Below are 23,939 nucleotides of genomic sequence, written 5' to 3'. Positions count from 1 at the left end.
GTGATAGCGGAGCATCTGCTCTACTGAGCCACAGGCTGGTCTGCTTCAGGCTCTTCAACAGGCGCACTCTCCTCGACAGGCGCTTCGGCGTCGGTATCATCGACCGGGGCCTCGGCAGCGCCTTCTTCGTCGGCTGCGTTCGTCGTCGGGGCAGAGCCTTCGTCAGCCGGAGCTACTTCCGTCTCGCTTGCGGTCGCGTCAGTCTCGCCCGAAGCGTCTGGAGTCTGTGTCTCTTCGATCGTCGGGTTTCCTCCGCTCGTCGGCATCCCTTCGATGGCGTCATCAGATGGCAGCGTGGTCGGCGTCTCGATGACCTGCTCTGGCGCCGGGGCTTCGCCAACCGGCTCGGCCACTTCGTCGCCCTCTGGAACTGGCTCGGCCGCTGCCGCTTCGTCGGCTTCGGTCACCTCTTCGTCCGCACTCACTTCGACAGGTTCAGGGAACGGAACCGGATTTGCAGAGAGTGTCTGCAGGTAGGCGAGAATGTCGGCGCGCTCTTCAGGGCGCGGAACCGCCAGCGGCATCTTGGAGCCCGGTGCGAAGTTCTGCGGGCCATGCAGGAAGTCGAACAGGTGCTCGTACGTCCAGTCTTCTTCGCTGTGCGCAAGAAGAGCTTCGGAATAGGCATACCCTTCGTGGCTTGCAATCGGGCGACCGACGACGTCGTAAAGGCCCGGCCCGGTCTTGTTGGCGCCGCCCTCTTCGAACGTGTGGCAGGAAACGCACTTGCGCGCAGCACCTTCGCCGGCTTCGGCGCTGGCATTTGCGAGCAGGTTCGGCAACGGCACTTCGGGTTCAGGTTCGGCTGCTGCCATACCTTCACCGACTTCAGGCTCGGGAAGCTCGTAGCCAGGTCCACGATCCTCGATCGGGTGGTAGATCGCCTCGGCCAGAAAGCCTATGCCCATGACGAAGAGCAGCGTCCCCAGCACGGCGCCCATGATCTTGTTCAGCTCAAAAGAATTCATTTGGTCTCTCTGCCAGTCCCCAAACTGCCTTGGGCGTCATCCCCGCACCGTCCCTATCCCGCAACAACAATTGTCGCAACCCGGGCCCGGTGACGGCGGAAGATAGTCGCAAGCATTTTGCCGCGCAACCGCGCAGACCCCGGGTGCGACAATTCCCCCGAGAATACGGGCAATAAAGCGCGCGATTGACTCCGTATCGCCACGGCGTCATGACAACCCTGCTCCTTGCGGCGCGCTTCTGCGTGCCGCCGCCGACCAACGGAACGAACCAATGTCTTTACCTGTCGCTTTCCAGGGCGAGCCCGGCGCCTTCAGCCACGCCGCATCGAATAACCTGTTTTCGGACCGCGAGTTTCTCCCGTGCGTCACGTTCGAGGAAACGATTCATGCGGTGCAGTCTGGCCGCGCCGACTTGGCGGTGGTGCCTGTCGAAAACTCGCTTTACGGGCGGATTACCGATATTCACCACCTGCTTCCCGAAAGCGGCCTTCACATTATTGATGAGACATATCTGCGCGTCGAGATGAACCTGCTCGGCGTAAAGGGTGCTTCGCTTGACGAGATCGAGGCGGTCCAGTCCCTGTCGGTCGCGCTTGGGCAGTGCCGCAAATTCATTCAGGAGCGCGGCCTGCGCACCATTAATGGTGTCGACACCGCGGGCTCAGCACGCGAGATCGCCGAGCGCAACGACCCGAAAATCGCTGCAATCGCATCGCGCTTCGCCGCCGAAATCTACGGGCTCGATGTGCTGGCCGAGAACATCGAGGATGCCGACCACAACACGACGCGCTTTCTCGTCTTGTCGCGCGAGCCGCGCCAGGCCGCCCGCAATGACGGGCGCATCAAGTCAACTTTTATTTTCCGGGTCCGCAACGTTCCGGCGGCGCTCTACAAGGCCATGGGCGGTTTCGCCACCAATGGCGTCAACATGACTAAGCTTGAAAGTTACATGGTCGATGGCAGCTTTACTGCCACACAGTTTTACGCAGATATCGAAGGCCATCCCGACGATGTCAGCGTGCAGAATGCCTTCGAGGAGCTGGGCTTCTTCACCGACAAGTTCCGCCTGCTCGGCGTCTATCGCGCGGCGGAGCCGAAATAGCGCCCCTTGAAATCTCAAATCGCATGGGTCAAATAGGGTTCGGGAGGTTGGTGCGGACGTGTTCCTCGCCAACTGGGTCAGGTCCGGAAGGAAGCAGCCCCAACGAGACCTTCACGGGTCGTTGCCAGCCTCCTTCTACAGCCTATGATGGCCTTATGGCGCAAGGCGGGTTTTCCAAAAGACGAGGGTTGAAAGGGCAGGATGGCTGACGCTGCACCCGCGCCCTATGTGGTGCTCGCTCGAAAGTACCGCCCGGTCGATTTCTCCACCCTGATCGGTCAGGATGCGATGGTGAGAACGCTTGGCAATGCGTTCAAGCAGAACCGCATCCACCATGCCTTCATTCTCACCGGGGTCCGCGGCGTCGGCAAGACCACGACCGCGCGTATCCTGGCGCGTGCCTTCAACTATGAAGATGAGAGCGGTCGTCACCCAACCCTGAACCTCGAACGCGAGGGTGAACATTGCCGGGCCATCATTGAAGGGCGGCACGTCGACGTCGTCGAAATGGATGCCGCCTCCAATACCGGCATCAACGACATCCGCGAGATCATCGATTCTGTCCGTTATGGCCCGGTCTCGGCGCCTTATAAGGTCTACATCATCGACGAGGTGCATATGCTCTCGACGGCAGCCTTCAACGGGCTGCTGAAAACGCTCGAGGAGCCGCCGCCTTACGTCAAGTTCATCTTCGCCACGACCGAAATCCGCAAGGTGCCCGTTACCATCCTGTCGCGCTGCCAGCGATTCGATCTGCGGCGGGTCGGCGCCGAAGTGATGACGGATTACCTCAACGGGCTGTTGGAGCGCGAGGGTGTCAGCGCCGAGCCCGAGGCTCTCGCAATGATCGTGCGCGCCGGCGAAGGTTCGGTGCGTGACAGCCTTTCGCTGCTCGATCAGGCAATCGCTCACGGCAGCGGTACGATCGTTGCTGATACCGTGAAGGCCATGCTGGGGCTCGGAGATCGGGCGCGCACCATCGATCTGTTCGAGGCGGTGCTTGGCGGTCAAGTGGCCGAAGCACTGACCATCGTGCGCGAACTCTACGACGCGGGCGCAGACCCACAAACACTGATCGCTGATCTCGCCGATTTCACTCATCTTGTGACGCGCATCAAGGTCGTGCCGGCAACCGCCGACGACATGGCGTTGACACCCGACGAGCGCCAGCGCGGCAGTGATCTTGCCGGTGCCCTCGCAATGCGGGCGCTTTCGCGCGCCTGGCAGATCCTGTTCAAGGGCTTTGACGAGGTGGCGCGGGCCGGAAACGCTTTGCAGGCCGCCGAAATGGTGCTCATTCGTCTGGCCTACGCTGCGGACCTGCCCGGGCCGGACGAAGTGATCGCAAAGCTGACGAGCCAGCCCGAGGCGATCGAGGCGCCGGTCGAAACGCCGGCTCCACCTGCAGCCGGAACAAGCTCACCCCCGAACGCTCTCTCACGCCCGCAATCGCGCGGTGGGGGGCAGGCCATGCGCCAGCCGGCGCCGGATCCCGAGACGCAATCCGTGGCTGTTGCGCAGCCTCAACCGAAAGAGCCGCAGGCCTTCTCACGCGTTGAAAGCTATAGCGAGCTTGTGGCGCTGGCCGGCGCAAAGCGGGACCTTCTTGTCAAGCATGCGCTCGAGGCCGATATGCGGCCCGTGACGTTTAGTCATGGACGAATCGAGGTTGCGCTGCGCGATGGCGCCGACCCCGGTATCATCTCGACGCTGTCGGCGCGGCTGCAACAATGGACTGGCGAACGCTGGTTGGTCATGGTGTCATCAAAGGCGCCTGCGGGACCAACACTGCGCGAGCAGGCCGAGCAAAAGCGCGAAGAGGCGCGTGACGCTGCCGGCGAAGATCCGCTGGTCCGCGCGATCCTCGAGACGTTTCCGGGGGCCAAGCTCGTGAACGTAACCGTGCGCGACACAGACCCGACACCAGATGTGGCAGAGACCATGCCACCAGAGCCTGAAGAGGACGACGAATGAAAGACATCATGGGAATGATGAAGGCCGCCAGCGAGATGAAGGGCAAGATGGAAGCCCTGCAGGCCGAGCTGGCGGAAATGGTCATCGAAGGTAGTGCCGGCGGCGGTCTGGTCAACGTTTCACTGTCCGGCAAGGGCGAGATGAAGGGCCTCAAGATCGACCCATCGCTTTTCAAGGAGGATGAGGTCGAGGTGCTCGAGGATCTCATCATCGCCGCGCATAACGACGCCAAGTCGAAGGCGGAAAAAGAGATGCAGGAGCGCATGGGTGAATTGACATCGGGCCTTCCGATTCCCCCCGGCATGAACCTGCCGTTCTAGCAGGCAGCAAGCTCGTGGCGAGTTCGGGCGGTCCCGAGATTGATCAGCTGATCCAGTTGCTGGCCCGCCTTCCGGGGCTCGGGCCACGCTCGGCTCGGCGCGCAGTACTGCAGCTGATCAAGAAAAAAGAGCAGCTGATGATACCGCTTTCGGCAGCGCTAGATCGCGCCGTTGAGGCTGTGCGCACCTGCGAGGTCTGCGGCAATGTTGATACCCGATCTCCCTGCGCCATCTGTTCCGACCCGCGCCGAGGCGAGACCGGCATTCTGGTTGTCGTCGAGGATGTCGCCGATCTTTGGGCTCTGGAACGGGCAGGCGTCGGAGCAGTCCGCTATCACGTTCTTGGCGGCGTGCTTTCGCCGCTTGATGGTATTGGGCCGGAAGAGCTTTTGCTTGATGAGCTAATCGCGCGCGCGCCTGAGTTCCAGGAGGTGGTGCTCGCTGTCAACGCCACGGTCGAAGGTCAGACGACAGCGCATTACATCACTGACCGTCTCGGACCGAGCGGTATCAAGATTACCCGCCTCGCACACGGCGTGCCGGTCGGCGGTGAACTTGATTATCTCGATGAAGGCACGTTGAGCCAGGCCCTCAAGGCGCGCACTGCACTTTGAGGGCCTTGCCGCCTAGCTCTTTCGGTGGTGCTCGTTAAGAACGGCATCATCGAGCGATTCCAGGTCTTCCTCATAGGAGGCTTCGCGCTCCTCCTCGCTTGCCTCGTCACCCTCTATGGCGTCTCGCGCTTCGTCGTCGTCGGGCGACAGCGTATCGAGGTGATCTGCCGGGTCAGCCTCATAGGCCGGATCGAGCCCCGCAAGGTCGTCATTGTCGTCGGCAAACTGCTCATCGCGCGAAAGCGTCTCGATTGCTGCATCGATTTCATCGGTCAGATCGCGCGCATCCTGCTCGCCGAGGTCAGCGTGCACCCGGGCTGCAGCCTCCTCACGCATCTCGCGGAGCCGCGCCAGACGATCTTCGACCGGACGCGCGTCGGTATACATCAAGTCTTCGATCTCGGTCTGGCTGATCGGTTGCGCGATGCCTGGCTGATCGGCGCCACTGTCGAAATCGGTGTCCTGCGGCAGGATCGAGCCACGGTGTTGAGTGGGATTGCTCATGGTCAAACTCCTTTGGCTGCATAACGCCGTGTGAGCCACTCGGTTTCTGTGAGATCGGGAACAGCCGTTGTGCACCGGCGTTTAGATGGCGCTTGCAGGAGGCATGAATGACGCACAAATACGCCAAGAACTCCAAGGTCAGCTGGTCGTGGGGCAGGGTGAGGGCACCGGCAAAGTGGTGGATCACTTCACCGATAAGGTCACCCGCACCATCAAGGGCAAAGAGATCACCCGTAACGCGACCGAGGATGATCCCGCCTACCTGATTGAGCAGGACGATGGCGACCGTGTGCTCAAGAGCCACACGGAACTCAAGAAAGCCTGATCACTCGCCTGCCAGGCGCTGCGGCGCAGTCTCTTCTTCATCGAAGTTCAGCATGCCCGTCTCGCGCTGCCCGATTGAGCGCGGCTCGACCTCCGAGCTTTCCCAGCCACTTGGCATCTGCTTGCCCGTCTTGGCACCGAGCTCCCTCAACATTTCCACCTGGCGCATTACGTTGCCGCGTCCCGAGGTAAGCTGAGTCTTGGCTTCGCCGAAGCTTTGCTGAGCGCGGTCGAGATGCGTTCCCAGCTTGTCGAGATTGCCGACAAACCCCACAACCTTGTCATAGAGGCTGCCGGCGCGTTCCGCGATCTCCTCGGCATTCTGGTGCCGCTTCTCGATGTCCCAGATGTTGCGCACTGTCCGCAGGATCGTCATCAGTGTCGTTGGCGTCGTCAGCATCACGCCGCGTCCCATGGCGTATTCGAACAAGCTGCTGTCGGCATTGACTGCCGCCGATAGCGCGGATTCGATCGGCACGAACATCAACACATAGTCGAGGCTGCTGCGCGCGTGACGATGATAATCCTTCTCGCCAAGCGTCTTGATGTGGGTGCGGATGGACGTCAGATGCGCCTGCAGATGGCGGGCACGCTCCTCCTCGTCCTCGCAGTTTACATAGGCCTCAAAGCCGGTCAGGGAGACTTTGGAGTCGATGACGATACGGTCGGCATTCGGCATCAGGATCTCGATGTCGGTGCGGAGCCGCGCGCGGTCATCGCCGCTATGGGTCTGCTGGGTCAGGTATTGCTCGCCCTCTCGCAGGCCAGATCGCTCGAGAATGCTCGACAGGATCATCTCGCCCCAGGCCCCCTGGGTCTGTGAGTTTCCCTTGAGCGCGCGGGTGAGGTTGTTGGCCTCAGTGGTGATTTGCAGATTGCTCTCTGCAAGCGCGCGGATCTGCTCACGCATTGCCGAGCGGTCCGCCACCATTCCGGTCTGGAATTCGACGATCTTCTCGCGCAAAGGCTTGAGCAGAACGTCAACCTGCTCGCGGTTCTGGCGCGAGAAGGTTTCGCTCTGGCTCTTGAGAATATCTCCGGCAACCGCTTTGAACTCATCGGTCATCTGCTGGCGGGCGCCCTCGAAGCGCTTGAGGCTCAGTTCGTATTGGCGGGTCTGCTCGCCCATTCGCGCTTTCAGCCCTGCGGCCTCGGCCATCAGGTCGGAATTGGCCTCGCGCTGGCGATAGAGTTGGGCGTCGAGATCCTGGATGCGTGCATCGCGTTCCGCCAGGCGTTCATCAAAGCTTTCCCGCAGCCTTTGTGTATAGGCTTCCGCGGCAGCAACAGACTGGCGGGCATTCGCCCTGATGGTCTGGATTAAGACCCCGCAGGCAACAAGAAAAAGCAGGATGCAGCCGGCCATGAGCGCGAGGCCCAAGGTGATTGGTGTGCCGCCAGCGATGAACAAAACGGTATCCATCTGCCAACACTAGACGATTCGCTAAACCAGTTCACCTAATGTTCTGGTGGGTCAGACGGGATCTTCCTTGAACTGCTCTGCTTCTGGACAAGCGGTCAGCCAGCTTTCCCGACGCTTGATCCAGCCTTCGCGGTGCGGGGTAAAGGCGCTCGGCGCCGCATCAAGCGAGGCGATTGCAATCTCTGCCCGGCTCTCTTCCTCGCTGAGATGAAACAGCGTCCCACCGCATCGGGGACAGAAACTCCGGCCGTCGTAGGTCTCATAGCGGCCTTCGACGGAAAATCGATCCATCGGCCAGTCGGCATAGTGAAGAAACGCGCTACCTGTCTCCTTGCGGCACTCGGCGCAATGACAGAGGCCGACAATCTGCGGCGCCCCTTCAACCTTGTAGCGTACTGCGCCGCAGCGGCAGCCGCCTTCGTAGATCTTGTCCATAACCCCTGTGTCCTCGCAATGTGTTCAGCGTCTCATCCAGCGCCGGCTCGTGCAGCAGTTGACCCGCCAAGCGGAAATACCATATCGAGAGCCAAACAGTTTCCAAGGACAGATCGCGATGGCCATTCGCCCCATCCTCGTCATTCCAGATCCACGGCTGCGTGCCGTTGCCGATCCTGTCGATCAGGTGGACGATGATATTCGCCAGCTCGCCAACGACATGCTCGAGACCATGTACGACGCACCGGGCATCGGGCTTGCGGCGCCTCAGATCGGTGTGATGAAGCGCGTCGTGGTGATGGACCTCGCCAAGGAAGGCGAAGAGGCCGCCCCGATGGTGCTGATCAACCCGGAAATCCTCGAAATGTCCGACGAAACGGTTGTGACCGAGGAAGGGTGCCTGTCGATCCCGGAACTCTATTACGATGTCGAACGCCCGGCCAAGGTAACGGTGCGCTATACCGACCTCGACGGCAAGACGGTCGAACGGGAAGCCGATGACCGGTTGTCGATCTGCGTGCAGCATGAGCTCGACCACCTCGATGGCGTTCTCTACATCGATTACCTGTCTCGTTTGAAGCGCGATCGCGTCATCAAGAAGTTCGAGAAGGCCGCCAAGCGCGCCGCCAGCTGATCTGTCACACCCGGCCCCGGAGCCCTTCATGCGCGTCATTTTCATGGGGACACCGGATTTCGCGGTGCCGACTCTGACGGAGATCGTGGCTGCCGGCCATGAAATTGTTGCCGTCTACACGCGCGCTCCCAAGCCCGCTGGACGTGGAAAATCGGAGCGCCGCTCGCCCGTGCATGAACAGGCGGAGAGTTTGGGGCTGCCGGTTTTTACGCCAAAAAGCCTCAAGGGCATTGCCGAACAGGACGTCTTCGCCAGTCATGCGGCCGATGTCGCGGTGGTTGTCGCCTACGGCCTGTTGCTACCCAAGCCAATTCTCGATGCACCCCGCATGGGGTGCCTTAATCTTCACGGTTCGCTATTGCCGCGCTGGCGCGGTGCAGCGCCGATCCAGCGTGCGGTCATGGCCGGTGATGAGCGCACCGGCGTTATGGTCATGCACATGGATGAGGGGCTCGATACCGGACCCGTCGGACTGGTCGACGAGATGCCGATCGGTCCTGACATGACAACCGGCGAGTTGCACGATGCGATGATGCGGGTTGGGGCCGATCTGATGGGGAGGGCCCTGGCAGCGCTCGAGCGTCAAAGCCTTGAATTCACGCCGCAGCAGCAAGAGGGCGTGACATACGCCAGCAAGATCGAAAAGTCCGAAACCCGGATCGATTTCTCGCGCCCCGCCGAAGAGGTGCATAATCACATCCGCGGACTGTCACCTTTCCCCGGCGCCTGGTTCGAGCTCGGGATCGGCGGCAAGCCGGTACGGGTCAAGGCGCTGCGCTCCCAGATCGCGACCGGCGATGCTGCACCAGGCACCATACTCGATGGGCTAACGATTGCTTGTGGCACTGGCGCTGTCCGCCTCGTCCAGGTCCAGCGCGAAGGCCGTGGTCCGATGGACGCCGAGACCTTCCTGCGTGGCGTCGGCACCAAGCCGGACCGTGTTCTCTAGTGCCGCGCTACCGTCTGGTCGTTGAATATGATGGCTCGCCGTTCAAGGGCTGGCAGCGCCAGCGCGACCTGCCGACGGTCCAGCAGACGCTTGAAGAAGCCATTGCGCGCTTTTCCAGCGAAGCGCCTGTTGTGCATGCAGCCGGGCGCACCGACACAGGCGTTCATGCCACCGGGCAGGTGGTACACTTCGATCTCGAGCGGCAGTGGGACGCTTTCCGCATTCGCGAAGCGCTGAACTATCATCTGCGGCCGGCGCCCGTTGTTGTGGTGCTGGCAGAGCAGGTTGACGAGAGCTTTGAGGCGCGGTTCTCGGCGATAGAGCGGCACTACGAGTACCGTATCCTCAACCGTCGCGCGCCCTCGGCGCTCGAGCGCCATCAGGTCTGGCATGTCCCCGTGCCGCTCGATAGCGAAGCGATGGACGAAGCTGCACGCTCGATCCTCGGCCACCACGACTTCACGACTTTTCGTGCCGCGGAATGCCAGGCAAAATCACCGCTGAAGACACTCGACCGGTTCGATGTGCGTCGCGAGGGGCAATATGTGGTGGTAATCGCAGAGGCCCGCAGCTTCCTGCACCATCAGGTACGTTCGATGGTCGGGTCGCTGAAAATGGTGGGCGAAGGCAAATGGCCGGTACGCCGGATGCGCGATGCGCTTGATGCGCGTGACCGCAGCAGATGCGGGCCGATGGCACCGCCAGACGGGCTGTATCTGACGCGGGTCGTCTATCCCTAGACGGGCGGCGGGGCGCCGGTTCCCGGCACGATCGCTGCCAGAAGAAAGATCCCGACGAACTGTGCCACGAGCTGGGCGATGATGAACATCACGATCTGCATCGGGGCCAGCGTGACGATCAGGCGCGCAATGTTCACCTCGAGGACGATCGCCACCAGTCCGATGCCGAGAATGGCGAACTCATTGGCCCCGAACGTCAGGACCATGAACAGCGTCAAGATCGCGATGAAAAGGCTGATCCAGTTATCGGCAACGAGATATGGCACAAACCCGTCGCTGCGTCCCAGCTGACGCAGCAGAAGGTAGATCACACCGACCTGGATGCCATAAAGACCGGCGCCAAGAATGACCGAGCGCGTGGCGTCTCCAGCCTCACCAGGCACTCCAAACAGACCGGGGCCGAACGAAGTGGTCACCGTCGCAAGGATCAGGGCAATGAAGCTGCCGACGAGCCCGCGCTGGGAGAAATCGAAATAGTCCGATGCCTGGCGATCCCCCGTCAAAAGGGCGACAAAACCGCGGGCAGCGGCCTTCAGTTCATCGAACAGGCTTGGAGAATTGGGCACGGGCAGGCGGGTTCCGTCAAAAGGACGCTGTGAAGGTGTCTGCCAGCATGTAAAGCGTCACGGGCATGCCGACAAGAAGAACACACGTGAAAACGCCGTAGCCAACCGACGCAGGGGCCGGCCATCCGCTCGCGGCAAGCGCAAGCCGCACCAGCAGGAAACCGGTGAATACCACTGCGATGATCACGAGCGGCGGACCGACGAGCGACAGCAGGCCGCCGAGGAGCAGGTGAAATACCAGGGCGTATGTCCCGGGCACTAACAGGTCGAGCACCGGAGCACCGCGCCGCAACAGGATGCGGAACCCAAACGTCGCAATCACCAGGGCGCAGGGGTAAAGGCCAAACACCGCTAATCCAATGACGAGTGCATGTGTGCTGGTGCCGCCTGTTGCGAGGCCGCCAAGGCTCAATGCGAGAAAAGCGAACAAGAAGTAGATCGCGAGCGCTGCAACGAACCCGGCTGACGTGAGGTTGAAATGCTGCCGCCATTGCGCATTGGAGAGCAACGCCCCCCACCCGCGTACCGCGCCTATAAGAGTTGCCGCGAGCTTCACTGCTGGCGAGCCGCCGAGCCGAATGTTGCGATATACCGGCCATAAAGCGCCGCGAGCCCATTGACCTCGGCCACCGAAACGTTCTCGTCGACCTGGTGCATCGTCGGGCCATAAAGGCCGCATTCGACCACGGGACAATATTGCGCAATGAACCGCGCATCCGACGTGCCGCCAAATGTTGCATGAACCGGCGTCTTGCCAGTCACCTCTTCAATCACCGCGTCGAGAAGATCGAGATAGGGGCTGGGCGGCGACAGGAACGACCGCGATGGCCGCCCGAGGACTTCAAACGCAACGGTCGCGCCACGCGGATCGACGGCTTGCACTCTCTGCTGCACCCAATCCTTGAGGCTTTCCGGCGTCCACAGATCATTGTAGCGAATGTTGAACACCATCCGTCCCTGGCGCGGGATGACATTGGTGGCGGTGTTTCCGACATCGATCGTGGTCAGTTCGAGATTGCTTGCCGGAAAATGCGCGCTGCCGGCATCGATCGGTTCCGCCACCAGCGCATTGGCAATCTCGGTGAGAATCGGCAGCGGATTGAGTGCCCGCTCCGGGTAGGCGGAATGGCCCTGCTTGCCGTTGACAGTAATGCGGCCTGACAGTGAACCACGCCGTCCGATCTTGATGCTGTCGCCAAGCGTCGTCGTCGCGCTCGGCTCACCGACAATCGCGAAATCGAAGCGATAGCCCTCATCGGCCGCCCAGGCCATCAAACGGTCTATGCCGTTGATCGAGTCGGCCTCCTCGTCATTGGTGATCGCAACCGCGATGCTTGCCGTCTCTGCATCCCCTTGCGCAATGGCCGCCTCAACCGCTGCGAGCATCGCCGCAACGCCGCTCTTCATGTCGGCGGCACCGCGCCCGTAAACGCGCCCATCGGCAATTCTCGTTTTGAACGGATCGGAGGTCCAGCTATCGGGATCGCCGGGAGGCACCACATCGGTATGCCCGCAAAACAGCAGGCAGCGCGGCCCGCGCCGGCGATAGGCGAAGAGATTCTCGACCGGATAGGAGCCGCCACCCTCGAAAACCTTGCGCGTAATCTCAAAGCCGAGCGGTGTGAGAACCTCTTCGACAAGATCGAGCACGTCCGAATTTGCGGGTGTTACCGACGGGCAATCGATCAGACGCGAGAGGATTGAGATCGCTCGGCTGCTCGCCATGCTGGGGTCTCGTTTGAATAAAGGCAACGCAACTGCGCCTTGTTGCGCGCTCTCGGCAGCAATGCAACCCCGTCATTTGCGGTGGTTGCCAGCACTGCACCAGCCTCTTATAAAAAATGCATGTTTTGTGAGGGGCAGGACAATGAAGGGTCAAGTTCTACATTACGACGACAAGTCGGGCGTCGGTCAGATCTCCGGCGATGATGGTATTCGCTACAACTTTACGCGCGCCGACTTGAAGCAACTCGTGCCGATCGGCGACGGCACGGAGGTGGATTTCGATTTCGAGGGTAAGGCGGCGCACGACATCTACGTGGTCAATGATGCCGCGCGTCCCGCCTATGACTCAGGGCCAAAGCGCTACACTGGCCCCGTCGAGCCGGACCGCGGACTGTTCGAATACTTCATGCGCACGTTCACCGCCAACTACGCGAACTTCAAGGGCCGGGCGCGCCGCAAGGAATACTGGGGCTTTTATCTCTTTTACACGATCGCATTGATCATTATCGGCATCATCGTGGCAGCAGGTGCCGCCACCGCCGACCCGGTGGCCCTTGAGGCCGGTGACTTGTCCTCGGCGCCATTGGTGATGATCGGCTTCATTCTCGGCGGCATCTTCATTCTTGCGTCATTGCTGCCCAGCCTCGCCCTGCTGGTCCGGCGTCTGCACGACATCGGTCAGTCCGGCTGGCTGGTACTGATCATCGTGATTCTGGGACTCATCCCCTATCTCGGCTTCCTCAGCAGCATAGCGGTCATTGTTATCGGCGTGATCGATACCAAGCCGGAGGAAAACAAGTACGGCCCGCCGCCGAAGCACGTCACCTGAAGTGAAAAGGCGGGGCGCTCTGCCCCGCCATATTGCCTAGTCGCGCAGCAGATCATTTATGCCCGTCTTCGAGCGGGTCTGCGCATCCACTGTCTTGACGATGACGGCGCAGTAGAGATTCGGCCCGGGAGTGCCGTCCGGCAGCGGCTTGCCGGGCAGGCTGCCGGAAACCACGACAGAGTAGGGCGGCACCCGACCGATGTGGATCTCGCCGGTATTGCGGTCGACGATCTTTGTCGAGGCGCCGATGAACACGCCCATCGAGATCACCGAGCCTTGGCCCACCAGCACACCCTCGACGATCTCCGAGCGGGCGCCGATGAAGCAATCGTCCTCGATGATCACAGGACCCGCCTGTAGCGGCTCCAGCACACCGCCAATGCCGACCCCGCCCGACAGGTGAACATTCTTGCCGATCTGCGCGCAACTACCGACGGTGGTCCAGGTATCAACCATCCCCCCTTCATCGACATAGGCGCCGAGATTGACAAAGCTCGGCATCAGCACGACACCGCGCCCGATATGCGCGGACCGGCGAACAATCGCGCCTGGCACGGCACGAAACCCGGCCTCGCGGAACCGGTTCTCGCCCCAGCCATCGAACTTCGAGGGCACCTTGTCCCACCATGAGGCGCCGCCCGGACCACCGGAGATCGTCGTCATGTCGTTGAGCCTGAAGCTCAGCAGCACGGCCTTCTTCAGCCATTCATTGACGCGCCACGAACCGTCGGCATCCTTTTCTGCAACGCGCGCTTCGCCACGGTCGAGCAGGTCCAGCGCCGTATCGACTGCCTCGCGCACCTCCCCGCCCGTCTTGAAGCCGATATCGGCGCGGTTCTCGAAAGCGGTCTCGATGGTTGATTGCAGCGCGGCATCGGTCATTGGCAAACGGGTCCTCAGGTCATCTGGAGCTTGGCCGGGACCATAGCCGGGCCGGGCCGGCTGTCAATTGTTCGCGCGTTGCACGCATCTGCGGCTGTCGGGCACGCTAAGGACTTGCGCGGCGCGTCGTCTCTGCGAGTGTTAGAAGAGATTCGAAGGAAAGTTTGTATGGCCAAACGTCGTCACACACCGCTGCGTACATCCGTTGAGGACGTCGATGCCGCCCGCCGCGCGCCGGAAACGCCGCAGACCCAGTCATCCACTTACCAGCTAGCCTTTGCTGATGCCGAGTTCATGACCAGCGAGGACATCCGCGGTGTCCGCTTCCAGCTGGAATATCTGAAGCCGGAGTTTCACCTGCGCGAGCGCGGGATCAACTCGACTGTGGTGCTGTTCGGCGGCGCGCGCATTCCCGAACCGGGAAAGCCCGCTTGGGCGGCAAAGAACGAGACCCAGAAACGAAACCTCGAGGCCGCATCTAGATATTACACTGAAGCGCGCCGCTTCGCCCAATATGCCTCGCTGACGTCAAAGGCCACGGACAATACTGATTTTGTCGTCGTCACCGGCGGCGGGCCCGGGGTCATGGAGGCCGGCAATCGCGGCGCCATGGATGTCGAGGCGCCGAGCATCGGGCTCAATATCGTCCTGCCGCATGAGCAGGCACCGAACATCTATGTCACGCCCGAACTCAGCTTCAACTTCCACTATTTCGCAACGCGCAAGATCCATTTCTTGCTGCGCGCCCGGGTGGTGGCGATCTTTCCCGGCGGCTTCGGCACGCTTGATGAATTCTTCGAAACGCTTACGCTTATCCAGACAGGACGTATGGATCGGATCCCGGTCCTGCTGTTCGGGGCAGAATTCTGGGGCAAGGTCATCAATCTCGAAGCGCTTGCAGAGGCTGGAACCATCGCCCCCACGGATCCGGATCTGTTCACCATCGTCGATAGCGCAGAAGAGGGTTGGGCGGTTGTCCGCAAGGCCTACAACTTGCCGGAAGTTGTTCTTGAGGATGCCGAATGATGCGCCGCGCATGGGCGCTTTGCGGCTCGGGGCGTTGCTTTGCGAGCCGGGCGGGTGTCACATGAGATTAACGCCGCGACTGCTATAGCCGATTGCGAACCCTAGGGCTCGTCGAGAGTTGGCCCCAAGCGGCGCAATCCAGGAGAATGCATGGATACCTATGACCTTGTCGTAATCGGTTCAGGCCCCTCCGGCCGGCGTGCAGCCATCCAGGCGGCAAAGCTCGGACATTCTGTTCTGGTAGTTGAGAGCAGGTTGAGGGTCGGCGGGGTTTCGGTTCACACAGGCACTATCCCCTCGAAGACCCTGCGCGAGACGGTTCTCAATCTGTCTGGTTGGCGCGAGCGGGGGTTTTACGGCCTGGCCTACAGGGTCAAGAAGGACATTGGCGGCAAGGACCTTGGCGCGCGTTTGCGCATGACACTCGATCATGAAATCGATGTCCTTGAGCACCAGTTCGCCCGCAATGGCGTGCGCACAATGGCCGGCAAGGCCCGGTTTGTCGGGTCCTCGCACCTCATCGTCGAAACGCCTGATGGCGATGCCGAACGCATCGGCTTCGAAAAGGCGATCATTGCCGTGGGGACGACGCCCTACCGTCCGAAGCACATCCCGTTCGACGATCATGCCGTCGTTGACAGCGATGGCGTCGTGAGTGAGCCGCGTGTGCCGCGAAGCCTCACTGTCGTCGGGGCGGGCGTTATCGGCGTCGAATACGCAACGATCTTCTCGGCGCTGGATGTGCCGGTCACCCTGGTCGAACCGCGCGAGCGGTTTCTTGAGTTCATCGATCGTGAGATCATCGAAGAGTTTACGCACGAGCTGCGCAAGCGTGGCATGACAATGCGGCTCGGTGCCACTGTCGATAAGGTTCATCTCGACAATCAGGGCTGGACCATCTCAACGCTCAGCGATGGCCGCCAGATTCGCTCGGAAATGCTGCTATACGCCGCCGGCCGCGTCGGCGCCACGGCTGAACTCGGGCTCGAGAATTGCGGCATCGTTGCCGACGAGCGCGGACGGCTGAAGGTTGATCCTGTGACCTTCCAGACGTCGGTTCCGCACATCTATGCCGCTGGCGACGTTATCGGCTTCCCATCGCTCGCCTCGACGTCGATGGAGCAGGGCCGCATTGCCGCGCTACATGCCTTCGGCTCGTCCATGCCGCCGGCCCCGCAGTTCTTTCCCTATGGAATCTATGCCGTGCCGGAGATCTCGACGGTTGGCCTGTCGGAACAGGAAGTGCGCGAGCAGGGGCTTCATTATGAAACCGGGATCGCCCGGTTCCGCGAGACCTCGCGTGGCCACATCATGGGCCTGCAGAACGGCATGATGAAGATGATTTTCTCGCTCGACGATCGTCGGTTGCTGGGCGTCTCGATCGTTGGCGAAGGTGCAACCGAACTCATTCATATCGGCCAGGCTGTTCTCAACCTCGGCGGTACGCTCGATTACTTCGTCGAGAACACCTTCAACTATCCAACCCTTGCCGAAGCCTACAAGATTGCCGCTCTCGATGCGTGGAACCGCATGCCGCGTACCCGCGCGGCCGAGTGATCAATAGCTTTTTTCCGGCAGGGGAATGATTTCGCTCTCGTCCGGCACCTCACCGAACCGCGCTTGCCGCCAGTCTTCCTTGGCCTGTTCGATACGCTCGCGACTTGAGGACACGAAGTTCCACCAGATATAGCGCGGGCCTTCGAGCGCGGTGCCGCCGAGAAACATCATCCGGCTCTTGGTGATCGCCTTGATCTGCATGGCATCCCCCGGCCGGAACACAACAAGCCTTGGGCCTTCGAACCGGTCGCCGGCGATCTCGACTTCGCCTTCAACGATATAAATCGCGCGTTCCTCATGGTCTGCATCGAGCGGTGCGCTCGACCCTGCCAGCAGGTTTACCTCAGCGTAGAACCACTCCGACACGGTTCCGACCGGCGATTGGCGACCGAAGCTGCTGCCAGCGATCACCCGCGCCGAGATGCCTGAATCCTCGACCAGCGGCAGATCGTGGGCCGAAAAATGCTGAAAGCTCGGGTCGATTTCCTCGCGTCCTTCCGGCAGGGCAATCCAGCTTTGCAGCCCGACCAGGCTGTGCGGTCGAGCACGGTTGGCATCGGGTGTACGCTCGGAATGCGCAATGCCGCGCCCGGCAGTCATCAGGTTCATCGCGCCGGGCATGATCTGCTGGATATGCCCTTCGCTGTCACGGTGGGTGATGCTGCCATCGAACAGATAGCTGACCGTCGCAAGGCCGATATGCGGATGCGGTTTGATGTCCATGCCTTGCCCTGCAATGAACTGCATAGGCCCGAAATGGTCAAAGAAGATGAACGGCCCGACCATCTGCCGTTTGCCATGCGGCAGGGCCCGTCGCACGGCGAAACCATCGCCGAGATCGCGAACGCGAGGGACGACTACGAGTTCTATCGCATCGGTACTCTCGGCATCGCCGAGTATCGGGTCGCGATCTGGTACCCAGGACATAGGAATCATCCTCGAAACAAAACGACTGCCTATACATTTGGGTAGTTTCATCTCCCCAGCAAGCAGCGCAGCGTGCAACACTGTGTTCAGTTAAAGTCCTGATTGGAGCCGAGCATGAGCAAAACCTTCGACGCGATCTTTATCGGCGCCGGCCAGTCGGGCCCGTTTCTGGCCGCCGATTTTGCCAATGCAGGACACAAGGTCGCCCTGATCGAGCGGGCGCATCTTGGTGGAACTTGCGTCAACGATGGTTGCACGCCGACCAAGACGATGGTCGCCTCCGCGCGGGCAGCGCATCTGGCGCGGCGCGGCGGTGATTTCGGCGTGAACGTGCCGGGGCCGATATCTGTCGACATGAAAGCTGTGAAACGTCGCAAGGACGAAGTGGTCAACGCCTCTGTGACCTCCTTGTCGAACTGGCTCGGCGGCCCCGAAAACCTGACGCTCATCGAGGGCGAAGCCAAATTCACTGGCACCAAGCAGATCACGGTGAATGGTGAGACGCTGACGGCCGAGAAGATTTTCATCAATACCGGTGCCCGAGCCCGCATTCCCGATTGGGCAGGGATCGAGACCATCCCTTATCTGACCAATACCTCGATAATGGACCTCGATGAACTGCCCGAGCATCTCGTTGTCGTCGGCGGCAACTATGTCGGGCTCGAGTTTGCTCAGATGTTTCGACGGTTCGGCTCGGAGGTCACGGTAATCGAGCACGGTAATCGGTTGGCGAAGAAGGAAGACCCGGATATCTCGAGCGCCATCGCTGATATTGTCGCCAACGAGGATATCGAGGTGCTCTACGACACCTCGGATATTTCGCTCCAACCATCCGGCACCGGCTTCACGCTCACGCTGAAGGTGGGCGGTGCAGAACGCCAGCTCGAAGGCTCGCACCTGCTGCTCGCCATCGGTCGGGTTCCCAACACCGACGCGCTCGACCCGGAGGCGGCCGGCATCGAAATGGACAAATCCGGTCATATTCCGGCGGACGAGCACCTGCGCACCAATGTCCCGGGCATCTTCGCGCTCGGCGACGTCAACGGGCGCGGAGCCTTCACCCACACCTCCTACAACGAGTATGAAATCGTGAAGGACAATTTGCTTTCGGGCGGCAATCGGTCACTCGCCGGCCGGATCATGACCTATGCAATGTATATCGACCCGCCGCTCGGTCGTGCCGGTCTAAACGAGACCCAGGCGCGAGAACAGGGCCGCGAGGTGCTTGTCGCATCGATGCCTATGTCGCAGGTATCGCGCGCCAAGGAACGCAGCGAAACGCAAGGTCTGATGAAAGTCGTGGTGGATGCCAATAGCAAGCGCATCATTGGCGCGTCCATTCTCGGAATCGAAGGCGACGAAGTGGTGCAGACCCTGTTGGCCTATATGGCCAGCGACGTTCCTTACACGGTCCTGACCCAAACCATGCAAATCCACCCGACTGTCACCGAACTGCTGCCGACGCTCCTCGGCAAGCTCGAACCACTCTCCAGCTAGGCGCCGAGCTGGCTGAGGACGAATTCCTTCTCGCGGATGACGCCGTCCCATTCCGCCGGGCTTTCGGAGTCAAAGATCAGCGTATAGGGGCCGGTATATCCGGCTTCTTCGGCGACCTCGATGCACCGTCCGTAATCGCGCTCATCGAGCTTGCCCCCCGCGAAATACGCCTTTGCATGACAAAGGCTCGCACGCCCGAAGATTTCCGCCAGGTCGTCGTATTTGCCGGCACCCTGCCAGTTGCCGAAATCGGCGTTGAGGCCTATCTGTCCCTCTGTGCGATCAAGCAGGTCGAGGACGTCGGACGGCGTCGCAAGCAGGTCGAACCAGTTCTCCGTGACGATGTTGATCGGTGCGCCGGCATGATTGTTCGCGATTTCCAGAAGCGCTTCCGCCGAGCGCGCTAGGGTGTCGGGCCCGGCCTTCTGCTTGCCGGCAATCACCCGGGCATTCTCCGCCCCGAGCATCACTGCGGTCTCCACCCAGTCGGTGATCCAGCGCCGGTCGCGGCGCGTCGTGTTGGCATCGCTGATGTCGCCGGCTTCGATCAGCAGCGTTTGTAGCGCTACACCCGCATCGGCAAGAGCACCCCTCAAATCGTCCAGATAGCCGGCACCACGTTCCGCAAGGTGAAACGAACACAATTCCAGCCGCTGGATTTCGTGCCTGGCAACCTCCTGCGGCAGTTCGACAAGCGCAATCGCAGGCGCACCGAACGTCTCCTGTCGCGGCCCGACCGCCCGCGTATCGAGATCATGCGGAAAGGTCACGCCAAGCCTGCGATGCAGGGACCAGCTGGATACGGCAATGCGATCGGTACTCATGGCGGGTCGACTCCTAGTCAAAGCCAAGCAGATGCTGTGTCATGAACCATGTTTCGCGCGCAAGAAACGGCAATTGCGTCTCGAGGCTTACAAAGCGCGAAGTTGGCGTGGGTGCGGGGACTGCCGAGATGCCGGCGCGGTTGGCGATCGCCATGGCGCGGCGCATGTGAAACGGGTCCGACACCACCAGCACCGTCGCGATGTCGTTCTCGGCCAGAATGGTGCGCGCGAACAGGAAGTTCTCGAGCGTCGTGCGCGATTGCGGCTCGATCAGGATGTCGGCATCCGGCACCCCTTGCGCCATCACCCAGCGCCGCCCGGCCTCCGCTTCCGTCAACTCGTCTTCCGGGCTCAGCCCCCCGGTGATGACGATTGTTTGCACGCGGCCCTGTTCGTAAAGCGTCACCGCGTGCCGTAGCCGCTCCTCGAAGACCGGCGAGGGCCGGTCCCAGAGAACGGCGGCCCCTAGCACCATCGCAGCGTCGGCCTGCGCGTCGGTTTCCATCTCGACATTGCCAAATCGTGCGACGTCAGCCGCGATCACCAATGAGCAGAGGGCGGCCAGCCACACCACGAGCGCCAGCGCGCTCTCCAGCCAGTGCAGCAGCCGCACCAATGTCTCAGGCCCACTCGCCCTTGCGCATCACCGGCTCGCGCGAGCCATCGGCATGAACACCATCGATGTCGATCTGGTCGGACCCGATCATCCAGTCGACGTGAATCAGGCTGGTATTGCCGCCTTGCGTAGAAATTTGCTCCCGGGAAAGACTGGTGCCGCCTTCGAAGCAATCCGAATAGCACTGGCCGAGCGCGATATGGCAGGCCGCGTTCTCATCGTAGAGCGTGTTGTAGAACAACAGCCCTGAAGCCGAGATCGGTGAGGAGTGCGGCACCAGCGCCACCTCGCCCAGCCGGCGCGCGCCCTCATCGGTATCGATCAGCTTGTTGAAGACGTCGCCGCCTTTCGATGCGCGTGCCTCGACAATCTTGCCGTCCTCGAACCGTACCTCGATGTTCTCGATCAGCGTGCCGTTGTGTGACAGCGGCTTGGTCGAGCGGACATGCCCCGAGACACGATCCTTGTGCGGCGTGGTGAAAACCTCTTCGGTCGGGATGTTGGGATTGCAGGTTATGCCGTTCTTGGCTTCCGACGCACCGCCCTTCCACTTGTGCCCGTCCGCGAGCCCGATCGTCAGATCGGTGCCAGGGCCGGTGTAATGCAGGGCCGAGAACTTCTTCTCGTTCAGCCAGCTGTGGCGCTTGCGCAGATTCGCGTTGTGCTCTTCCCAGGCGGCGATCGGGTCATCGACGTCGACGCGGCTGGCGCTGAAGATGGCGTCAGCCAGCTTGTTGACCGCAACGTCCTCGGCATCGTTCGGAAACACCAGCTTTGCCCACGCGGCACTTGGGTAGGAGACGATGTTCCAGTTGATGTCGAAGCCGGTGATCAACTCGATCGCTGGCCGGTAGGCCGTCGAGTTGGCACGGTTGGCGCGCGAGACCTTTTCCGCGTCCTGGCCTGCCAGCATCATCGGATTGTCGCCGGCAATCGCCAGCCGTGCCGTGTTCGCTTTGAAGGCGTCTGCCATGCCTTGATAGAGCCAGCCTGGCGCGCGATCGAAACTCTCGTCCGGTGCATACCGGTAGCGCGCGAGCGTTGCCTCTTCGTCCGAATAAATAGTGGTCACGAGGCCCGCGCCGGCCTTGTAGGCGGCTTCGGTGATGCGGCGTGCCAGCGGTGCAGCCGTCATTGGTGCAGTCATCAGCAGGTCTTGGCCCGGCTCAAGCCTGAGGCCCACCTTGATCGCTACCTCTGCCAGGCGGTCGAGCTTGACCGGATCGATGGGGGATTGTGTCATCGCGTCCACTCTCAGTTGGTTTGGCGCGAACCTACTTGGCGTGATCGCTCTCGACCAGTGCCGAAACGCCAGATTGCCGATCACCTTCAGGTTTGGCTCTGAATTACTGTGGCGGATCAGCAACATCCTGTGACCGGGTGTCGCAGTGCGGCTTGGCAGGCCGCATGCGGTCGGCTAAGAGCAAGCTTCGCACCACACGAACCACGGGGAGGCGTTACATGGCAGCAGCACAGTTCGTTTCTTCCCACGGGCCGACACGCCGATAGGCCTGTCTCCCCCGCGACCCACCTGGGTCGCTCGTGTTCGCTTTCCACAGCATGTTCATATTTCGGAGCGCTTTCTGCCTCCCGCTGTGGCCTTTGATTCTTCTCCTTTTCAGGACCGGTGCGCGGTCAACGTGGCCGGATACTATAATGGCTCGCAAGAAGCTCGATTTCCGCTCCGAGGCGTTTTCCAACGTCCTCGGCTTCACCTTCCGTCACTGGCGCAAGCAGCCGGGACGCATCGGCATCATCATCGCGCTTGTCATGGGCGCAACGATTGCAGAGGTTCTGACCCCGATTTTTGCCGGGCGTCTGGTCGATGCGATCGCCTCGGGACCGGCCAGCCAGGAGAGCGCATTTGGTGCCGCGCTGATGGCTTTCTGGTTGTTGGCGCTGCTGTATCTGGCCTCTGTGGTGATGCGCACCTTCACCTTCGTCAACCTGATCACGCTGACGTTGAAGATGATGAGCGAAATCGCCGGTGACGCCTTCGTCAGGGTCCAGCGCTTCTCGACAGATTGGCACGCAAACAGCTTTGCCGGATCGACGGTACGCAAGGTCACGCGCGGCATGTGGGCGCTCGATCTGCTCAATGACACGCTGCTGGTCGCACTGCTGCCTTCGTTTGTGATGCTGGTCGGCGCGACAATTGTGCTCGGGTCTGTCTGGCCGGTCATGGGCCTCGTCGTTGGCGTGGCGTCGCTGATCTATGTCGGTGTCACGGTCGCCCTGTCGGTCGGCTACGTGGCGCCGGCCGCGACACTTTCCAATGCCTGGGACACGCGCGTCGGCGGCGCGCTGGCCGATGCCGTTGGCTGCAATGCCGTGGTCAAGGCGTTTGGCGCCGAAACGCGCGAGGAAAGCCGCCTCGGGCAGGTCGTCGGGAAATGGCGCAACCGTACCCGCCGTACCTGGAAGCGCGGAACGCTGAACGGGGCCGTTCAGGGCGTGCTGATGGTGGTGATGCAAACCTCGATTCTCGGGGTGGCGCTGATGCTTTGGACCCAGGGTGCGGCCTCTGCCGGCGACATCACCTTCGTCTTGACCATGTTCTTCATGCTTCAGGGGCATCTGCGCGATGTCGGCATGCATATCCGCAATCTGCAAAAGTCGGTGAACGACATGGAAGAACTGGTCGATCTGCATGCCCAGCCGATCGGCATCGATGACCGGGCAGGGGCAAAGCCGATCCGGATCGGGGCTGGCGCGATCGCCTTCCGCAACGTCACCTTCCGGTACGGCTCGCATGTCCGGCCGCTCTATGAGGATTTCTCGGTCGCCATCAGGGCCGGGGAGCGCGTCGGGCTGGTCGGGCACTCGGGCTCCGGAAAGACGACATTCGTCAAGCTGATTCAAAGGCTTTATGACGTCACGGACGGCCAGATCCTGATCGACGGGCAGAATATCGCCGACGTGTTGCAGTCTTCGCTGCGCAGCCAGATCGCCATCGTGCAGCAGGAGCCGATCCTGTTTCACCGGACCCTGGCGGAGAACATCGCCTATGCCCGGCCGAGCGCGACCCGCGCAGAGATTGAGCATGCGGCCTCACTCGCCAGTGCGCATGATTTCATCTCAACCTTGCCCAAAGGGTACGAAACCCTTGTTGGCGAGCGCGGCGTGAAGCTATCGGGGGGTGAGCGTCAACGCGTTGCAATCGCGAGGGCGTTCCTTGCAAATGCACCGATACTGATCCTCGACGAGGCGACATCCAGCCTCGACTCGGAAAGCGAGGTGCTGATCCAGCAGGCGATGGAACGGCTTATGATCGGCCGCACGACGCTCGTGATTGCGCACCGGCTGTCGACGGTGAAATCGCTCGATAGGCTTCTGGTGTTCGATCGTGGCAGGATTGTCGAGGAAGGCGATCATAGGTCGCTGATCGGTCTTGAGGGCGGCATCTACCGGCGCCTGTTCGAGCGCCAGGCGCTTGAACTGACACGAGGGCTCAACCTCAACGTCGCCTGATAAATCACGGGATGGGTACCTTATGGCGCCCA

Annotated in this window: 25 protein-coding genes and 1 other RNA gene; 14 read left to right on the top strand and 12 right to left on the bottom strand. The window is 61.4% G+C overall.

Going from position 1 to position 23,939, the window contains the following annotated elements; translation table 11 throughout:
- Positions 1-20: 20 nt before the first annotated feature.
- Positions 21-968: a c-type cytochrome gene (locus IE127_RS15025; RefSeq protein WP_189426522.1), complete on the bottom strand. Its 948-nt coding sequence runs from the start codon at positions 966-968 to the stop codon at positions 21-23.
- Positions 969-1,239: 271 nt separating this feature from the next.
- Between IE127_RS15025 and IE127_RS15020 the strand changes: the two genes are divergently transcribed.
- From IE127_RS15020 to recR, 5 genes are all read left to right on the top strand, one after another.
- Positions 1,240-2,070 carry a prephenate dehydratase gene (locus tag IE127_RS15020; protein ID WP_189426521.1) on the top strand — a complete coding sequence of 277 codons (831 nt, stop codon included), beginning with the start codon at positions 1,240-1,242 and terminating at the stop codon, positions 2,068-2,070.
- A 40-nt stretch (positions 2,071-2,110) separates the two neighbouring features.
- Positions 2,111-2,208: signal recognition particle sRNA small type (gene ffs, locus IE127_RS15015), an RNA gene on the top strand.
- 63 nt (positions 2,209-2,271) lie between these two features.
- Positions 2,272-4,044, top strand: a complete 1,773-nt coding sequence (locus IE127_RS15010) for a DNA polymerase III subunit gamma/tau (protein WP_189426520.1) — start codon at positions 2,272-2,274, stop codon at positions 4,042-4,044.
- A complete protein-coding gene (locus tag IE127_RS15005) occupies positions 4,041-4,364 on the top strand; it encodes a YbaB/EbfC family nucleoid-associated protein (RefSeq protein ID WP_189426519.1) in 324 nt (107 codons plus the stop codon). The genes IE127_RS15010 and IE127_RS15005 overlap by 4 nt, the downstream gene beginning before the upstream one ends.
- A 14-nt stretch (positions 4,365-4,378) precedes the next feature.
- Positions 4,379-4,978: a recombination mediator RecR gene (recR, locus tag IE127_RS15000; RefSeq protein ID WP_189426518.1), complete on the top strand. Its 600-nt coding sequence runs from the start codon at positions 4,379-4,381 to the stop codon at positions 4,976-4,978.
- A 12-nt stretch (positions 4,979-4,990) separates the two neighbouring features.
- Here the strand turns inward: recR and IE127_RS14995 are convergent, their stop codons facing one another.
- Positions 4,991-5,482, bottom strand: coding sequence for a hypothetical protein (locus IE127_RS14995; protein ID WP_189426517.1), 492 nt, complete (start codon positions 5,480-5,482; stop codon positions 4,991-4,993).
- A 103-nt stretch (positions 5,483-5,585) separates the two neighbouring features.
- Between IE127_RS14995 and IE127_RS14990 the strand changes: the two genes are divergently transcribed.
- Complete coding sequence (locus IE127_RS14990; RefSeq protein ID WP_308430307.1) at positions 5,586-5,807, top strand: hypervirulence associated TUDOR domain-containing protein; 222 nt, start codon at positions 5,586-5,588, stop codon at positions 5,805-5,807.
- Here the strand turns inward: IE127_RS14990 and IE127_RS14985 are convergent, their stop codons facing one another.
- The gene (locus IE127_RS14985; protein WP_189426516.1) at positions 5,808-7,229 is read right to left on the bottom strand and encodes a DNA recombination protein RmuC; all 1,422 of its coding nucleotides are present in this window, start codon (positions 7,227-7,229) and stop codon (positions 5,808-5,810) included.
- 51 nt (positions 7,230-7,280) lie between these two features.
- The gene (locus IE127_RS14980) at positions 7,281-7,664 is read right to left on the bottom strand and encodes a GFA family protein (protein ID WP_189426515.1); all 384 of its coding nucleotides are present in this window, start codon (positions 7,662-7,664) and stop codon (positions 7,281-7,283) included.
- A 118-nt stretch (positions 7,665-7,782) separates the two neighbouring features.
- Between IE127_RS14980 and IE127_RS14975 the strand changes: the two genes are divergently transcribed.
- The 3 genes from IE127_RS14975 to truA are packed head-to-tail and all read left to right on the top strand — an operon-like array spanning position 7,783 to position 9,987.
- Entirely contained in the window at positions 7,783-8,298 is a 516-nt protein-coding gene (locus IE127_RS14975) for a peptide deformylase (RefSeq protein ID WP_189426514.1), read from the top strand.
- 28 nt (positions 8,299-8,326) lie between these two features.
- Positions 8,327-9,247 carry a methionyl-tRNA formyltransferase gene (gene fmt / locus IE127_RS14970; RefSeq protein ID WP_189426513.1) on the top strand — a complete coding sequence of 307 codons (921 nt, stop codon included), beginning with the start codon at positions 8,327-8,329 and terminating at the stop codon, positions 9,245-9,247.
- The gene (gene truA, locus IE127_RS14965) at positions 9,247-9,987 is read left to right on the top strand and encodes a tRNA pseudouridine(38-40) synthase TruA (protein WP_189426512.1); all 741 of its coding nucleotides are present in this window, start codon (positions 9,247-9,249) and stop codon (positions 9,985-9,987) included. Before fmt ends, truA begins: the two co-directional genes overlap by 1 nt.
- On the opposite strand, the gene IE127_RS14960 is transcribed toward truA, so the two are convergent.
- The 3 genes from IE127_RS14960 to dapE are packed head-to-tail and all read right to left on the bottom strand — an operon-like array spanning position 9,984 to position 12,278.
- Positions 9,984-10,553, bottom strand: coding sequence for a hypothetical protein (locus IE127_RS14960; protein ID WP_189426511.1), 570 nt, complete (start codon positions 10,551-10,553; stop codon positions 9,984-9,986). The genes truA and IE127_RS14960 overlap by 4 nt on opposite strands.
- Positions 10,554-10,569: 16 nt before the next feature.
- Complete coding sequence (locus IE127_RS14955) at positions 10,570-11,109, bottom strand: hypothetical protein (protein ID WP_189426510.1); 540 nt, start codon at positions 11,107-11,109, stop codon at positions 10,570-10,572.
- A complete protein-coding gene (gene dapE / locus IE127_RS14950) occupies positions 11,106-12,278 on the bottom strand; it encodes a succinyl-diaminopimelate desuccinylase (protein ID WP_189426509.1) in 1,173 nt (390 codons plus the stop codon). Before dapE ends, IE127_RS14955 begins: the two co-directional genes overlap by 4 nt.
- Positions 12,279-12,420: 142 nt before the next feature.
- On the opposite strand from dapE, the gene IE127_RS14945 reads away from it, so the two are divergent.
- Positions 12,421-13,107: a DUF805 domain-containing protein gene (locus IE127_RS14945; protein WP_189426508.1), complete on the top strand. Its 687-nt coding sequence runs from the start codon at positions 12,421-12,423 to the stop codon at positions 13,105-13,107.
- 36 nt (positions 13,108-13,143) lie between these two features.
- Here IE127_RS14945 and dapD read toward each other — a convergent pair whose 3' ends face one another.
- Positions 13,144-13,989 carry a 2,3,4,5-tetrahydropyridine-2,6-dicarboxylate N-succinyltransferase gene (dapD, locus tag IE127_RS14940; protein ID WP_189426507.1) on the bottom strand — a complete coding sequence of 282 codons (846 nt, stop codon included), beginning with the start codon at positions 13,987-13,989 and terminating at the stop codon, positions 13,144-13,146.
- Positions 13,990-14,157: 168 nt separating this feature from the next.
- Here dapD and IE127_RS14935 point away from each other — a divergent pair, with 168 nt between their 5' ends.
- Complete coding sequence (locus IE127_RS14935; protein WP_189426506.1) at positions 14,158-15,015, top strand: LOG family protein; 858 nt, start codon at positions 14,158-14,160, stop codon at positions 15,013-15,015.
- Positions 15,016-15,165: 150 nt separating this feature from the next.
- On the top strand, positions 15,166-16,572 hold the full coding sequence (gene sthA, locus IE127_RS14930) for a Si-specific NAD(P)(+) transhydrogenase (RefSeq protein ID WP_189426505.1): 1,407 nt from the start codon (positions 15,166-15,168) through the stop codon (positions 16,570-16,572).
- Here the strand turns inward: sthA and IE127_RS14925 are convergent, their stop codons facing one another.
- Complete coding sequence (locus IE127_RS14925) at positions 16,573-17,499, bottom strand: pirin family protein (RefSeq protein WP_189426504.1); 927 nt, start codon at positions 17,497-17,499, stop codon at positions 16,573-16,575.
- Between the two features lie 114 nt (positions 17,500-17,613).
- On the opposite strand from IE127_RS14925, the gene IE127_RS14920 reads away from it, so the two are divergent.
- Complete coding sequence (locus IE127_RS14920) at positions 17,614-18,996, top strand: FAD-containing oxidoreductase (RefSeq protein ID WP_189426503.1); 1,383 nt, start codon at positions 17,614-17,616, stop codon at positions 18,994-18,996.
- Here the strand turns inward: IE127_RS14920 and IE127_RS14915 are convergent.
- Genes IE127_RS14915 through IE127_RS14905 form a run of 3 tightly spaced genes read right to left on the bottom strand, consistent with a single transcriptional unit; the run spans position 18,993 to position 21,679 of the window.
- Positions 18,993-19,820: a sugar phosphate isomerase/epimerase family protein gene (locus tag IE127_RS14915; protein ID WP_189426502.1), complete on the bottom strand. Its 828-nt coding sequence runs from the start codon at positions 19,818-19,820 to the stop codon at positions 18,993-18,995. The two genes, IE127_RS14920 and IE127_RS14915, sit on opposite strands and share 4 nt — an antisense overlap.
- Positions 19,821-19,833: 13 nt before the next feature.
- The gene (locus IE127_RS14910) at positions 19,834-20,433 is read right to left on the bottom strand and encodes a YdcF family protein (protein ID WP_210310514.1); all 600 of its coding nucleotides are present in this window, start codon (positions 20,431-20,433) and stop codon (positions 19,834-19,836) included.
- 7 nt (positions 20,434-20,440) lie between these two features.
- Positions 20,441-21,679, bottom strand: coding sequence for an aminopeptidase (locus tag IE127_RS14905; protein ID WP_189426501.1), 1,239 nt, complete (start codon positions 21,677-21,679; stop codon positions 20,441-20,443).
- Between the two features lie 413 nt (positions 21,680-22,092).
- On the opposite strand from IE127_RS14905, the gene IE127_RS14900 reads away from it, so the two are divergent.
- Entirely contained in the window at positions 22,093-23,907 is a 1,815-nt protein-coding gene (locus IE127_RS14900; RefSeq protein ID WP_189426500.1) for an ABC transporter ATP-binding protein, read from the top strand.
- The last annotated feature ends 32 nt before the right edge of the window (positions 23,908-23,939 follow it).

Source organism: Devosia pacifica, assembly GCF_014652635.1.
Lineage (GTDB): Bacteria > Pseudomonadota > Alphaproteobacteria > Rhizobiales > Devosiaceae > Devosia > Devosia pacifica.
The sequence above is the reverse complement of the archived record's forward strand: the minus strand, read 5'-3'. Positions and strand labels throughout refer to the sequence as shown.

Excerpts from the sequence above, each read along its gene's own strand:
- IE127_RS15025 (WP_189426522.1), bottom strand. The coding sequence starts at position 968 with ATGAATTCTTTTGAGCTGAACAAGATCATGGGCGCCGTGCTGGGGACG.
- IE127_RS15020 (WP_189426521.1), top strand. The coding sequence starts at position 1,240 with ATGTCTTTACCTGTCGCTTTCCAGGGCGAGCCCGGCGCCTTCAGCCAC.
- IE127_RS15010 (WP_189426520.1), top strand. The coding sequence starts at position 2,272 with ATGGCTGACGCTGCACCCGCGCCCTATGTGGTGCTCGCTCGAAAGTAC.
- IE127_RS15005 (WP_189426519.1), top strand. The coding sequence starts at position 4,041 with ATGAAAGACATCATGGGAATGATGAAGGCCGCCAGCGAGATGAAGGGC.
- IE127_RS14995 (WP_189426517.1), bottom strand. The coding sequence starts at position 5,482 with ATGAGCAATCCCACTCAACACCGTGGCTCGATCCTGCCGCAGGACACC.
- IE127_RS14990 (WP_308430307.1), top strand. The coding sequence starts at position 5,586 with ATGAATGACGCACAAATACGCCAAGAACTCCAAGGTCAGCTGGTCGTG.
- IE127_RS14985 (WP_189426516.1), bottom strand. The coding sequence starts at position 7,229 with ATGGATACCGTTTTGTTCATCGCTGGCGGCACACCAATCACCTTGGGC.
- IE127_RS14980 (WP_189426515.1), bottom strand. The coding sequence starts at position 7,664 with ATGGACAAGATCTACGAAGGCGGCTGCCGCTGCGGCGCAGTACGCTAC.
- IE127_RS14975 (WP_189426514.1), top strand. The coding sequence starts at position 7,783 with ATGGCCATTCGCCCCATCCTCGTCATTCCAGATCCACGGCTGCGTGCC.
- fmt (WP_189426513.1), top strand. The coding sequence starts at position 8,327 with ATGCGCGTCATTTTCATGGGGACACCGGATTTCGCGGTGCCGACTCTG.
- dapE (WP_189426509.1), bottom strand. The coding sequence starts at position 12,278 with ATGGCGAGCAGCCGAGCGATCTCAATCCTCTCGCGTCTGATCGATTGC.
- IE127_RS14945 (WP_189426508.1), top strand. The coding sequence starts at position 12,421 with ATGAAGGGTCAAGTTCTACATTACGACGACAAGTCGGGCGTCGGTCAG.
- dapD (WP_189426507.1), bottom strand. The coding sequence starts at position 13,989 with ATGACCGATGCCGCGCTGCAATCAACCATCGAGACCGCTTTCGAGAAC.
- IE127_RS14935 (WP_189426506.1), top strand. The coding sequence starts at position 14,158 with ATGGCCAAACGTCGTCACACACCGCTGCGTACATCCGTTGAGGACGTC.
- sthA (WP_189426505.1), top strand. The coding sequence starts at position 15,166 with ATGGATACCTATGACCTTGTCGTAATCGGTTCAGGCCCCTCCGGCCGG.
- IE127_RS14925 (WP_189426504.1), bottom strand. The coding sequence starts at position 17,499 with ATGTCCTGGGTACCAGATCGCGACCCGATACTCGGCGATGCCGAGAGT.
- IE127_RS14920 (WP_189426503.1), top strand. The coding sequence starts at position 17,614 with ATGAGCAAAACCTTCGACGCGATCTTTATCGGCGCCGGCCAGTCGGGC.
- IE127_RS14915 (WP_189426502.1), bottom strand. The coding sequence starts at position 19,820 with ATGAGTACCGATCGCATTGCCGTATCCAGCTGGTCCCTGCATCGCAGG.
- IE127_RS14905 (WP_189426501.1), bottom strand. The coding sequence starts at position 21,679 with ATGACACAATCCCCCATCGATCCGGTCAAGCTCGACCGCCTGGCAGAG.
- IE127_RS14900 (WP_189426500.1), top strand. The coding sequence starts at position 22,093 with ATGGCTCGCAAGAAGCTCGATTTCCGCTCCGAGGCGTTTTCCAACGTC.